Below are 12,655 nucleotides of genomic sequence, written 5' to 3'. Positions count from 1 at the left end.
ATGCAGGGCGTATTCGGCATTTTCCTCGGCACGTTCCTGATCGGACTGCGCGAGGGCCTGGAGGCGGCGCTCATCGTGAGCATCGTCGCCGCCTTCCTCAAGCGAAATGGTCAATCGACCCGCCCGATGTTCCTCGGCGTGACATTGGCCGTCTTGATCAGCGTTGCGGTTGGCGTCGGTCTGGATCTGTTCTCCGCCACGCTGCCGCAAGCCCAGCAGGAAATGCTGGAGACCGTCATCAACGCCATTGCCGTGGTGTTTGTGACTTCGATGATCATCTGGATGAACCGCAACGCCATGGGGCTCAAGGGCGAACTTGAACGAGAAGCCCAACAGGCACTGAACCGTGGCGGCACGTTGGCACTCGTCGTGATGGCGTTTCTGGCCGTCCTCAAGGAGGGCTTCGAGACGTCGGTGTTTCTGCTGGCGGCCGCGCAGACGTCGCACGGCAACCGGTGGTTCGCGGTGCTGGGGGGCGCTTCGGGCATCGCGGCGGCGATCTTGCTGGGCATCGGTCTCTACTTCGGTGGGCTGAAGCTCAACCTGGGCCGCTTCTTCCGCGTCACCGGAGTGTTTTTGGTGCTGATCGCCGCCGGGCTGGTGCTGGGTGCGCTGCGCACCGCACACGAGGCGGGCTGGGTGACGATCGGCCAGCAACAGGTGCTCGACCTCTCGGCCTGGATACCCAGCCAGTCCGTGCTGAGTGCACTGCTCGCCGGGGTGTTCGGCATCCCCACCGATCCACGCTTGATCGAGCTGCTGGGCTGGCTGCTGTATGCGGTTCCGGTGCTCGTCGTCTTCCTGTGGCCCCCGCGCCTTGCCGCCGCGCCGCGAACGCGGTGCCGATTGCTGGCGGCGACGTCCGCGGTGCTGATCATCGTCGCGGCTGGGCTGGCGATCACGGCACCGGCCCCAACCCGCGCGTCCGACGTGCGGGCCCGCACCGTCACCGACCGCGCCGGGCACACCGCTGCGGTGTCGCTGACCGGCGGGCCACAAGGCCAAACGCTGGTCGTCGCCGACGGCACCGCGACCGCACACAGCATCCCGCTCGCCCCGGCGGGCGAGGAAACCCTGGATGGCTTGCTGGTACAGGTATTGCAGGGTTCCGAGGCTCTCGGAGCCGACGGTGCGACGGCCGTCACGCTGGATCAGTTGCTCACCATGACGGGGGGCCGGTTGCCGGTCGGTCTCAGCGTTGGCCGTACTCCGGGGCCGTTTCAGGGGCAATGGTCAACGACCACTGTGTATACCGTGCTCGCGCAAGGTAACTCAGTGGTGAGTGCGCAAGCGACGAGCAACCGCACGGCGATCCTGACCGGTGGTGGGCTGGCCGGGGCCAAGACCGTCAGTCTTGGCGGGCTACCGACCGACTGGTCGACGTCGGTTGCCGAAGACCACTCGACGGTCGCCGGGATCGTCGCCGGCGACCGCAATCGTGGAGAGAGCCAACTATGGCGTGTCTGGCTTCCGTTGGTACTAGCCTGCTTTGCGCTGGCTTGTGCGCTGTCAGCGATAGCCTCGGTGCGCGTAGGCCGCAGGCAACAGGATGAGAGGAAATCGATCAATGGTGAGTCGCACCGCCCCGGTAACGTGCCGGTCTCGTAAATTCTGGCTGACTGCAACGGTTCTCGCCGTGATGAGCGCCTTTCCGGTGGTCGCATGCAGCCACTCGGGCGGGCAGTCGAGCCCTTCCGGGCCGGGGCAGGCCGGTCAACCCGGCGGGACCAAGGCCGTCAAGGTGACGATGGCTAACACCGGCGGAAAAGACGGTTGCGCCCTGGACACCACCAGCGTGCCGGCCGGACCGGTGACCTTCACCGTGGTCAACACCAGCGCACCGGGCATCACCGAAATGGAGTTGCTCCGGGATCAGCGCATTGTGGGGGAAAAGGAGAATCTGGCACCCGGCCTGGATCCGGTCTCGTTCACGGTCTCGCTGGAGGGCGGTTCGTACCAGGTGTATTGCCCCGGCGCGAGCGCCGAGTACCAGAACCTGACGGTGACAGGTCAGGCGCCGGCGGGACCGACGGGCACGGTGGCGAGCATCCTCAGTCAGGGCACCAAGGACTACGCGGCGTACATCGTCAATCAGATCGCGCAGCTCGGTGACGGCGTGAAGGCGCTCGATGCGGCGATACAGTCGGGCAACCTCGACGCTTCCAAGGTGGCCTACGCGAAGGCCCGACTGTTCTACGAGCGTGCGGAATCCAGTGTGGAAGGCTTCGTCCTGCCGGGCTTCGCGGTCGGGGACAACGCGGGCAGCCTGGACTACCTGATCGACATGCGTGCGTCGACTCCCGTGGATGCCAAAGTCGGATGGAAGGGTTTCCATGCGATCGAACGCGACCTCTGGCAGGGCGGCGCGATCACCCCGGGCACCAAGGCCCTGAGCACCGAATTGGTGGGCAATGTCGGCAAATTGAACAACGTGGTCGCCAGCCTGCAATACAAGCCCGAGGATTTGGCCAACGGTGCAAGCGATTTGATCGAAGAGGTACAAAACACCAAGATCACCGGCGAGGAAGAGGCCTTCAGTCATATCGACCTGGTCGACTTCTCCGGCAATGTCGAAGGCGCGCAACAGGCTTACGCGTCGCTGCGGCCCGGACTGGAGAAGATCGACGCCAATCTGGTCAATCAGATTGATCAGCAGTTCCGGGCGGTACTGAATGTGCTGGACGGCTATCGCGACCCGACCGCGCTGGGCGGCTACCGTGCGTACACTCCCGCGCTGCAGGCCAGCGATGCGCCCAAGTTGACCGCGGTGATCCAGCCGCTGCACCAGAGCCTGTCCACGGTCGCTCAAAAAGTGGTCTCGGCGAACTGACGATGGCCGACGACGCGCTGGCCGAACACGCCGACAATGCCGAGACGCCGGCTGAGGCCGCATCGGTATCGCGGCGGCGGATGCTCGGCGGCGCGATGCTGGCCGGGCTCACCGGGACCGCCGTCGGTGCCGTCGGTGGCGGCTTCGCCGGCTATGCGTCCGCGACCGCGCATCGCGATGGCTCGGATGCTGGGGACGACACCGTAGACCTGCGCCGTAGTTACCCTTTCTACGGCCAGGTTCACCAGGGTGGAATCGCGACGCTCCCACAGCGTTACGCCGTCTTCATGTCATTCTCGTTGGCCTCTGGCGCCGGTCGCGCGGATCTACAAGCGCTGCTGGCGCGCTGGTCGGCCGCGGTCGCGGTCCTGCAGCAGGGCAAGCCCGTCGGCACGGTCCAGCCGCAGGTCGAGGTGCAGCCGCCCACCGATACCGGTGAGGCCTACGGGCTGAGCCCGGCCAGTCTCACCGTGACGATCGGGTTGGGCCCGGCGCTTTTCGGAGATCGGTTCGGGCTTGCGGCGCGGCGTCCGGCGGTGTTCACCGACCTGCCGCCACTCAACGGGGACAACCTGGATGCGCGGCTGCACGGTGGCGACCTGTCGGTGCAAGCCTGCGCGGACGACCCGCAGGTCTGTTACCACGCGGTGCGCAATCTGGCCCGTCTCGGCCGCAATATCGTGTCGCCGTTCTGGGCGGTGCTGGGGTTTGGACGAGCGTCGGCCGGCCCCGGTCAGCAGACCCCGCGAAACCTGTTGGGATTCAAGGACGGCACCCGCAACGTCACCACCGAGGCGGAATACGGGCGTTTCGTCTGGGTCGACAACAGTGACCAGCCGTGGATGAACGGTGGTACCTACCAGGTCGTGCGCAAGATCCGGATGCTGCTGGAGACCTGGGACGTCGACCGGGTCGGCAACCAGCAGAAGATCTTCGGCCGTACCAAGCAGGAAGGGGCGCCGCTGAGCGGCAAGGCCGAATTCGACACGCCCAACTTCGCCGCCACCGGCGCCGACGGTACGCCGCTCATCGATCCGTTGTCACACGTCGGCTTGGCCGCCCGGGAAAACAACGACGGCATCATGATCCGTCGACGCTCCTACAACTACACCGACGGCCTCGACCCGAATGGCCAACTCAATGCCGGGTTGCTGTTCCTCTCGTATCAAAAAGATCCGCAAGATTTTATTCGTCTGCAGAACCGGCTCGGCGCCAACGATCTGCTCAACGAGTACATCCGTCACATCGGATCAGCTATCTTCGCGGTACCCCCCGCGCCCGCGGAAGGCCACTACATCGCGCAAAGCCTGTTCAGCTGAGCAAATCTCACCCGCGCCGCGCAGCGACCGGCGGCCGCGGCGTCTTGGGTGGGTCATGTTCGTTTCGTCGCGGTAAATAAATCCGACCGACCGTCACGCACCGGCGTTCGCCGAGCACTAACGACGTGAAGACCAAAATCAGCGAGAAAACGGAGGAACTCCATGACCGACGCGCTCATCATCGACGCGGAAGGGCTCGACCGGCTGTCCTGTAACGCCAAGTCCGACCCCACGACCGGCAAGAAGACCCTGAAAGCCAGAACGGTTTGCGAGGCTGGGTTTCGCAATATGACCTACGTGCGCGACCTCACGCCGATGCTCGTCGGGGAACCGCCCGCGCTGCTCGGTGACGACTCCGCGCCCAATCCGTCGGAGACCGCCCTGGCCGCCTTGGGATCCTGCATCTCGGTCGGTTTGTTGGCCAACGCCACGCACCGTGGCGTGACACTCACCAAGATCGAGGTCGAGATGGAAGGCGACATCGACATCTCCGCGGTGTGGGGCGTCGGCGACACCCCGGACGGCAAGGTCCTGGGCTTCACCGCGGTGCGCTGCAAGGTGGCGCTGGCCGGAGACACCGACGACGAGACGCTCAAGCAGATCCACGACAACGCCATCGCCTGGTCGCCCGTGGTCAATACGTTCCGGCGCCCGGCCAGCGTCGACTCGACTCTCATCGTCGACTAGGAGGCAATGCAGTGACCGCAACCGTGGATTCCGCAGTCGAGCGGCTCGACCCGGAGCTGCTGGCAGACATTCGTGCCCATGCCGGCACGTTGGACAGCGGTGAGGAAACCTCCCGCCGCAGTTTCACTCGGCTCGGCGCAGCCGGCCTACTTGGCCTGGGTGCGCCGGGAAACACCGACGGACGGCTCCCGCGGATGGCCGATGTCATCGGGCAGATATCCGGAGAGTGCATGAGTACGGGATTCTCGGTGTGGGCCAACCGAATGACGATCGAGTATTTGCTCACGGCCGCAACGCCATTCAGCCTTGCGGCGGCTCAGCCACTGCTGTCCGGTGCCGCCCTGGGAGTGACCGGGATGGCGTCGGCGTTCAAGGAGGCGGCCGGCTGCGGCAGTCTGGACCTGACTGCCGCGCCGGTCGACGGCGGCTACCTGCTGAGCGGTTCAATCAGGTGGGCCAGCAACCTCTATCCCGATTCGACGATGGTTACCGCGGCCAGCACCGATGCCGGCGAGAAGTTGATCGTGGCTCTCCCGCTGGGGACCCCGGGCGTCGTCATCGGTGATCACTTCGACCTGCTGGCCATGGGTAGCACCGCGTCGTCGTATCTGAAGCTGGAAAATGCGCAGATCGGCTCAGAACAGGTGCTGTCCACGGAATTTGACGAGTTCCTGCAGACGGTGCGACCGACGTTCCTCGTCTTGCAGTCGGCCATGTGCCTGGGGCTGACCCGGACCACGGTCGAACAGAGCAAGCTCGGGCTCTCGGGGGTCAACTCGGTGTTCACTGCCGAGGTCGACGCGATCGCCGAGAAGCTCGCCGCGGCGGAGGCGACGCTGGCCGACGTGGCCGCCGCCGTTGGCGGGGCGAAGTCGCCGACGAAGAAAGAGCTCTTGTCACTGCGCCTTGCTGCTGCCGAATTATCCAGTGCCAGTGCAGATTTAGAGATTCGAACCGCCGGCGGCAAGGGGTACGCGAGCCGTACTGCGGCCAGCCGGCGTTACCGGGAAGCGGCGTTTATCCCCGTGCAGTCGCCGTCGGAAGCGCAACTGCGCTGGGAACTAGGAAGATGCGCTTGAGTTCGGGTCGATGGTGACCCCGGTGGCGGTGCCACCGGAGGGGACTCAGCACCTGGTCGGCGGGATTCCGCTCGCCAACTTGGTTCGCGACTTTCACCGGCCGATGGTGAATTTCGCGCGCACGATGGTGGATTCGGCGACAGTGGCTGAAGAAGCGGTGCAGGAGGCGTGGGTGCAGGTTTTGCAATCCTCGGCGTCGTTCGAGGGCCGCTCGTCCGTGGGCACCTGGCTGTTCGCAATCGTCAAGAACACCGCTTCGCGGCACCGGCGCCGCGAGTCCCGGATCCGAGACCACGAGGTCCTGGCCGCTGCCGATACCGAGCCACTGTCGGGCCGCATGCATCCCGCCGGCCACCCCGACGCCGGGCATTGGAGCGTCCCGCCCTCGCGGCGCTTTCTGCCGGAGGACCGCACCGTGGCGCAAGAGCTCATCGGCTACGTGCGGGTAGCCCTGGATGCGCTGCCCGAACGGCAGCGGCAGCTGGTGATCCTGCGTGATCTCGTCGGCACCTCCGCCGACGAGGCAGCCGAGATTCTTGAACTATCCGCTGAGGGACAACGTGCACTTCTCTACCGCGCCCGGGGCAACCTCAGAAACGAATTAGAAAAGCGGTACCACCAATGACCGTCTACGACAACACAGTTCCCGCGATCGACTGCGTCGATTTCGTTCGGCTGGTCGACGATCTGGTCGATTCGAATCCGGACCAATGGGGTCCGATCGTGGCCAAGCATCTTGAAGACTGCCCGCCATGTCTGGTCTATCTGCAGCAAATGCTCGACCTCAAGATTCTTCTCAACCATGTCTTTGACGGGGAGAAACTCAGCGAAGAGCACATTGCGGGGGTCGTGCATGCCATCAACCACTTCAGGGAAGGTCAACACGGCTAGCTGACGCGAAGGTCCTCTGTCCCCGTGGTTGGGGACTAAAGGCTCACGACCGGGGGCATGCCGGTCAATACCGTTACTCCTGACAAAAGGAGTACGAAATGTCGGCACCTGCCAAGCAACTCGGTATCGTCGTCGCGGTCGACGGCTCACCCGCATCGGACGCCGCCGTCGTCTGGGCGGCCCGCGATGCGGCGCTGCAAAGCATTCCGCTCACCCTGTTCCACGCGGTAGTGACTCCCACGACGACGTGGCCCCCCGTTCCCTACCCCGACTCGCTGTTGGTAAAGCTGGAAGACGACTGCCGCAAGGAACTTGCGCACGCGCTCAAGCTGGCCGAGGATGCCATGCCGGCAGACCACAAGGTACCGATTAAGAAGGAGTTCGTTTATTCGACTCCGGCGCTGGCCCTGAGCAAGATGTCCGACGACGCAGAGATGATCGTCGTGGGCAGCTCGGGGCGTGGGCTGCTGGCGCGGGGTCTGCTCGGTTCGGTCAGCTCGAGCGTGGTGTCGCACGCCAACTGCCCGGTCGCGGTCATCCGTGACGAAGACCTGCCGAACCCGCAGCACGGCCCCGTACTGGTCGGCATCGACGGCTCACCGGCTTCCGAACTCGCGACGGAGATCGCGTTCGACCAAGCCTCTCGTCGCGGCGTCGAATTGATTGCCTTGCACGCGTGGAGTGACGTCCCTTTGAGCGAACTTCCGGATTTGAGCTGGGCGGCAGTGGAAGACGAAGCGGAGCGCAGGCTCGCCGAAAGTGTGGCGGGCTGGCACGAACGCTATCCGAACGTAACAGTGCGTCGACTACTCGTCCGCGACCTGCCGGCCCATCAGCTTGTCCAACAGTCAAAATCGAGGGAGGCGCAGCTGGTGGTGGTCGGCAGCCACGGCCGGGGCGGTCTCACCGGCCTGATCTTGGGCTCGGTCAGCAACGCCGTCCTGCACTCGGTCCGGATACCTGTCATCGTCGCTCGGCCGCCGCAAGGGACCGCCCACTAACTACGTTGGATGCCCACGCGCATAACACGGAGACATCGCGCCCGGCGCGCATGACCGTCCGATCGGGGCGGACCAGCGCGGCCGTGGCACGGCCCGTGCGCAACCAGTGCGCGAGTGCGTCGCCCGGCTGGGTAACCAGCACGACGAAGCCGCGCTGCCGCAGCGCGGCTTCGTCGGCAACGTCCGGGCCGCGGGTGGTGATCAGCGCGAAACCGGTTCCTACCACGTCGTCGAGCCGCTGACCATCGCGTAGCTGCGGGTTGGGGCATAGCGTGCCGGCGAGTTGGCGGGGCCGGCGCGATTTGCACACCAGCGCGGAATTGGACAGCGCCGGTGTGGTGGAGTCGACCACCTTGTCGCGCAGACCAGGGATCAGCCGCAGCCGCGGCAGCACCACGCGGCGCAACGTATTGCCCACGCGGGCGCCCCCGGTCATCGCGCGACCGACGTTGAGCGCCAAGCGGATCATCTGCCGGGTGTGCGGTTTGCGTTCCTGCTCATAGGTATCCAGCACAGCCGGGGCGAGGGTGCCGTGGTGAACACCGGCGAGCTTCCACGCGAGATTCATCGCGTCGCGCATGCCTGCCCCCATTCCCTGGCCGATGAATGGGGGAGTGAGGTGCGCCGCGTCGCCGAGGATGAAGACCTTGTCGCGGCGCCACCGCTGGGCGATCTGGGCGCGGAACGTGTACTCGGTGACGCGCAACAGCGTCAATTCGGCATCGCCAGTCCAGCGCCTGATCAGTGGCCGCAACGCGGTCAGGGTGGCGAAGTCATCGGCGCATTCGCCGGCCAGCAACTGAAACTCCCAGCGGTAACGCGACGCCCCGATGCGCATGTAGGTTCCCGCGCGGACCGGATTGCATACTTGGTGCACGCCTTCCCACTGGCCTAAGTCGGCGCCGGTTGCCACGTCGACGACCAGCCAGCGCTGATTGAAATTCAAATCGGTGATTGCTGCACCTATTTGGCTGCGTACCAGGCTATTAGCGCCGTCGCAACCCAGCAGGTATTCGGTATCGACCTGATGCACCGAGCCGTCGACACGGTCGGTGAAGGTGACGCGTAGATCGGTTCCGGTGTCGGTTACCGCCGTGACTTCGGCGTTGCCGCGGAGCCGTGCCTGCGGGTAGCGCAGCAGGTTTACCCGCAGCACGGCCTCCAACTCCGGCTGATCGAACATGTTGGCCTGTGGGAAGCCGTTTCGGCTGCGGGAGGTATCTCGGGTGAACTCGGCGAGAACCCGGAATCGATCATCGAGCAATCGCAAACCCAACGTCGGCCGCGAAATCGCCGCGAACTCTTCGGCAATGCCGAGCCGGGCGATGACCCGGTAAATCTCGTCGTCGAGATGCACGGCGCGTGGCTGTGGGTACACGCCCGGCCAGCGATCGAGCACCAGAGTGTGCACGCCGTATTGCGCCAACAGGGTGGCGGCGGTGACGCCGGTGGGCCCGGCACCGACGATGACGATGGTGACGCGCTGAATATCCTTGGCGCTCACGAGAATCGGACGGCGTTGCGCTGCGTTCCGAGATCGATGGTGCCGTCGTCGGTGGCCACCGACGCCTCCACGATGTCACCGTGTTTTAGATACTTCGGGTTGCGGGCCTGGCCCTTGAAGAACACCTTCCATTTGAGGGACGTCGGCAACAGGTTGCCGATCATCGCCAGCGGCTTGGGTGGGGCGCTCAGCGCGGTACCGGCCGGGGTGCCGGTGAGCACCAAGTCGCCCGGGGCGAGTTCCTGGAACTGGGTGAGGGATTGCAGCGCCTGCAGTGGCCGGTACAACATGTCCCCGTCGACGAGCGCATTCTGCCGTTCGATGCCACTGACTCTCAGGCGCAGCCGCAGATCGCCGAACCGGGTGAGTTCTTCGGGCGTCAGCAATACCAGCTCCGGTCCCACCGGGGTGAACGTCGGATACGACTTGGCTTCGTAGAACTGGGTTTGCGGAAGCTGGACATCGCGGGCAGAAACGTCGTTGGTAATGACCAGTCCCGCGATGAACTCGCCCAGGTTCTGATCGGAAATGGGTGTGCCGACTGGGATTACACGCCCGATCACCAATCCGATTTCCACCTCGTAGTCGAGCAGCTGGACGTGGGACGGTTTGACGATGTCGTCGAACGGGCCGTTGATCGATGCCGATGCTTTGCGGAAGAACGTCAGCGGGACCGACGCCGGGTCCATGCCCGCATCCCTGACATGCGACTCGAAGTTGGTCATTTGAGCCACCACTCGGCACGGCCGGGTCACCGGCGACAGCAAGGTGAGTTGGTCGACGGCGACGGTGTCCGCAGTTCCGGCGGTCTCGATTGCCGCCCGATCCGACAGCAGCGCGGCGGTTGTGGTGGCGGTGGTGTCGATCTTCGCGGCCCCGGTCTCGGTCTTCAGCCACCAGGCGTCGGCGGTACGCAGTACGGAAATGGTCATGAAATGGGTACTTTCAGTAGGCCGATGAAGCGGCTGATATCGAACTCGTTGCGGTCGCGAAGTGCGGTGAGCATCGAAACCAGTTCGTGGCGAGCCGATTTCAGATCGGTACCAAGGAAGTCCTTGGTCGCCGGTGGCCCCCACTGGGCAAGCCCGGACGCGCTGAACGGCGCCCAGCCGGGTTCGACGGTGTTGTCGAATCGATCGCCGTCGGCGAAATGCTCGACCAAGAAGCCGTCGGGATCGCGCCAGTAGTCGAAGATCTGACTGCCCTGGATGTGCCTGCCGATTCCCCACGACCGAAAGTAGCCACGCTCCCGCAGGTATTCGCCGCCTGCGGCCAGCGCATCGAGATCGCTGACCTGGTAGGCCGAATGGACGTAACGGTTCGCCGGTCCCAGCGCAACGGCCAGCGTGTGGTGATCGGCGGGCGCCGACCCTCGATCACAGCGGATGAAGCTCATGGTCGGCCCACGATCGCGCTGCCCGGGGAAAAACAAGAAGTCGCTGACGACCATCCCCAGGTTGTCCAGATACCAATTCAGCGTTTCGGAGTATTTCGTCGTCTGCACCACCAGGTGGCCCAGGCGCTGAACCCGAGCGGGGACGCGTTGGGGACGCTGGCCGGTGTTGACGCGCTGCGTGTTGTCTCCGAAGTTGAACGTGTGGGGGTGCTGACTCGGCAGTTCCGGCAGCTCGTGCATACCGGCGACGACGCGTACCGGCATTCCGCCGGGGTCGGACAGGTCGACCGACAGGCCGCCCAGGCTCTGCGGCAGCGGCCGCGCCAGGACGCCGGTTTTGTCGGCGAGGCGCAGCAGGTCGGCCTCGTCGCCGGCGCGAAACGCCGCGCGGGCGAATCGACTTCGCGGTCCTCGCCGCACGATCACGCATGGCGCACCCGCTTGGGTGCCACGCAGCTGAATTTCTTCCGGACCGCTTTGCGCTGCCTGAAACCCGAACGCCCGCGCGAACGCCCCGGCGCGCGTCAGGTCCGGCTTCTCGAACTCCAGCCACGCGATGTCGACGACTTTGATCACCGGGTTCGGTGACCGGCCGGTGTGTTCGCGGGGGAGTGCTCCCTGCTCGCTGTGCAGGTCCCGGTGCGGGTGTCCGATCTGAGGCAACATAACTGACGAAATCGTCACATACCGGTGAACGCTCGGTCAAGGGTTCTGACGAAATCATCAGACGTGATGCATACTCGTTGAGATGAGCGAAATGCCCGACCACGCCGACCCACCCAATCGCTTGGAGCTGCGCAAGCAGCGCACCCGTGCGGCGCTGATCAAGGCCGCGCAACGGTTGATCGCCGAGGGGAAAATCAACGTGCCGGTGCTGGAGATCACCCGGATCGCCGACGTCGGGATGGGTTCCTTCTACAACCACTTCGATAGCAAGGAGCAGTTGTTCGAGGCCGCGGTGGCCGACGTGCTCGATGCCCACGGGGCGATGCTGGACCGGATCACCACATCGATCCGAGATCCGGCCGAAACGTTCGCCGCGAGTTTCCGGCTGACCGGCCGGTTGTTTCGTCAGCGCCCGCAGGAGAGCGAGATTCTATTGGCGCACGGACCGGCACTGCTTTCGTCCGAACGCGGCCTGGCTCCCCGCGCGCTGCGTGATATCAAGGCCGGAGTTGACGCCGGCAGGTTCCACCTCGATGACCCGGAGCTGGCCCTGGCCATGGCCGGCGGCGCGCTGTTGGGACTTGGGAAGCTGCTGCGTGATGACCCGGTTCGCGACGACGCACACGCCGCCGACATCGTCACCGAAAACGTGCTGCGTCTGTTCGGGCTCGACGCGGACGAGGCGCATGCGATCTGCCGGCGTCCGCTACCCGAAGCTGCGTTCGCCGCGATTTAAGGCGATGCGTCACACGTAAATCGGTGTCACGTCGAGGAATACGCGATAGTCGTCGATTTTCCCGGCACCGTCGGCGTGGGCGATGGTGTCGTCGCCGTTTCGCCAGGCGCGGGCGAGAGTGTGTTGAATTCTCGCGATGGTGGCGAGCTTGTCAAGTTCCATCGCGTCGACGATCTCGAAAACATGTTGTGGCTGCGGGTGATTCAGCTCAGGCATGCGTCAACGCCAGTCCTGGTTGGGCGAGTCGCGGCCCGACCGACCCGTCAGCGGTTACGGGTGTCGATCGACCACAACGTCGCACAGCCCGGGCATTGAAGGTGGACCCGCGTCGCGTGATTGCTCAACAGGTACTGCCAGTGCGAACCGCAATTGCGGCTGCTGCGGCACTCCACGCACTTGTCGCGGCCCCAGTCGCAGGTGGGGCAGGGTAGCCAAGCACGCCGAGAACTATCGGCATGCGGATCAATCGGCAACGCAAGTGTCACGGGCAAGCCTTTCCATCCAACCCGGATTAGGTTAGGCTACCCATACTGATAATGCAAAACG

Annotated in this window: 13 protein-coding genes; 9 read left to right on the top strand and 4 right to left on the bottom strand. The window is 64.9% G+C overall.

Annotation, left to right across the window (positions count from 1 at the left end):
* The 8 genes from efeU (at position 1) to OK015_RS16860 (ending at position 7,807) form a co-directional block, all read left to right on the top strand.
* Positions 1-1,608, top strand: a complete 1,608-nt coding sequence (efeU, locus tag OK015_RS16895) for an iron uptake transporter permease EfeU (protein ID WP_268124653.1) — start codon at positions 1-3, stop codon at positions 1,606-1,608.
* A gap of 139 nt (positions 1,609-1,747) precedes the next feature.
* A complete protein-coding gene (efeO, locus tag OK015_RS16890; protein WP_268132819.1) occupies positions 1,748-2,830 on the top strand; it encodes an iron uptake system protein EfeO in 1,083 nt (360 codons plus the stop codon).
* 2 nt (positions 2,831-2,832) lie between these two features.
* On the top strand, positions 2,833-4,149 hold the full coding sequence (efeB, locus tag OK015_RS16885; protein WP_268124651.1) for an iron uptake transporter deferrochelatase/peroxidase subunit: 1,317 nt from the start codon (positions 2,833-2,835) through the stop codon (positions 4,147-4,149).
* A 162-nt stretch (positions 4,150-4,311) separates the two neighbouring features.
* The gene (locus OK015_RS16880) at positions 4,312-4,836 is read left to right on the top strand and encodes an OsmC family protein (protein WP_268124649.1); all 525 of its coding nucleotides are present in this window, start codon (positions 4,312-4,314) and stop codon (positions 4,834-4,836) included.
* Positions 4,837-4,847: 11 nt separating this feature from the next.
* Complete coding sequence (locus OK015_RS16875; protein ID WP_268124647.1) at positions 4,848-5,915, top strand: acyl-CoA dehydrogenase family protein; 1,068 nt, start codon at positions 4,848-4,850, stop codon at positions 5,913-5,915.
* A gap of 10 nt (positions 5,916-5,925) precedes the next feature.
* On the top strand, positions 5,926-6,540 hold the full coding sequence (locus tag OK015_RS16870) for an RNA polymerase sigma factor (RefSeq protein WP_268124645.1): 615 nt from the start codon (positions 5,926-5,928) through the stop codon (positions 6,538-6,540).
* Entirely contained in the window at positions 6,537-6,806 is a 270-nt protein-coding gene (locus OK015_RS16865; RefSeq protein ID WP_268124643.1) for a hypothetical protein, read from the top strand. Before OK015_RS16870 ends, OK015_RS16865 begins: the two co-directional genes overlap by 4 nt.
* 98 nt (positions 6,807-6,904) lie before the next feature.
* Positions 6,905-7,807, top strand: a complete 903-nt coding sequence (locus OK015_RS16860) for a universal stress protein (protein WP_268124641.1) — start codon at positions 6,905-6,907, stop codon at positions 7,805-7,807.
* On the opposite strand, the gene mhpA is transcribed toward OK015_RS16860, so the two are convergent.
* Genes mhpA through OK015_RS16845 form a run of 3 tightly spaced genes read right to left on the bottom strand, consistent with a single transcriptional unit; the run spans position 7,770 to position 11,373 of the window.
* Positions 7,770-9,311 (bottom strand): bifunctional 3-(3-hydroxy-phenyl)propionate/3-hydroxycinnamic acid hydroxylase MhpA, encoded by a 1,542-nt coding sequence (gene mhpA / locus OK015_RS16855; RefSeq protein WP_268124639.1) that lies wholly within the window; start codon positions 9,309-9,311, stop codon positions 7,770-7,772. The two genes, OK015_RS16860 and mhpA, sit on opposite strands and share 38 nt — an antisense overlap.
* Positions 9,308-10,243 (bottom strand): fumarylacetoacetate hydrolase family protein, encoded by a 936-nt coding sequence (locus tag OK015_RS16850; protein WP_268124636.1) that lies wholly within the window; start codon positions 10,241-10,243, stop codon positions 9,308-9,310. The genes mhpA and OK015_RS16850 overlap by 4 nt, the downstream gene beginning before the upstream one ends.
* On the bottom strand, positions 10,240-11,373 hold the full coding sequence (locus tag OK015_RS16845) for a VOC family protein (RefSeq protein ID WP_268124634.1): 1,134 nt from the start codon (positions 11,371-11,373) through the stop codon (positions 10,240-10,242). Before OK015_RS16845 ends, OK015_RS16850 begins: the two co-directional genes overlap by 4 nt.
* Before the next feature lie 91 nt (positions 11,374-11,464).
* Between OK015_RS16845 and OK015_RS16840 the strand changes: the two genes are divergently transcribed.
* Positions 11,465-12,109 (top strand): TetR/AcrR family transcriptional regulator, encoded by a 645-nt coding sequence (locus tag OK015_RS16840; RefSeq protein WP_442791308.1) that lies wholly within the window; start codon positions 11,465-11,467, stop codon positions 12,107-12,109.
* A 9-nt stretch (positions 12,110-12,118) separates the two neighbouring features.
* Here OK015_RS16840 and OK015_RS16835 read toward each other — a convergent pair whose 3' ends face one another.
* Positions 12,119-12,325 carry a hypothetical protein gene (locus OK015_RS16835; RefSeq protein WP_268124630.1) on the bottom strand — a complete coding sequence of 69 codons (207 nt, stop codon included), beginning with the start codon at positions 12,323-12,325 and terminating at the stop codon, positions 12,119-12,121.
* Between the last annotated feature and the right edge of the window lie 330 nt (positions 12,326-12,655).

Origin of the sequence: Mycobacterium sp. Aquia_216 (assembly GCF_026723865.1) — a bacterium.
GTDB lineage: Bacteria > Actinomycetota > Actinomycetes > Mycobacteriales > Mycobacteriaceae > Mycobacterium.
This window is presented reverse-complemented; position numbering and strand designations above follow the sequence as displayed.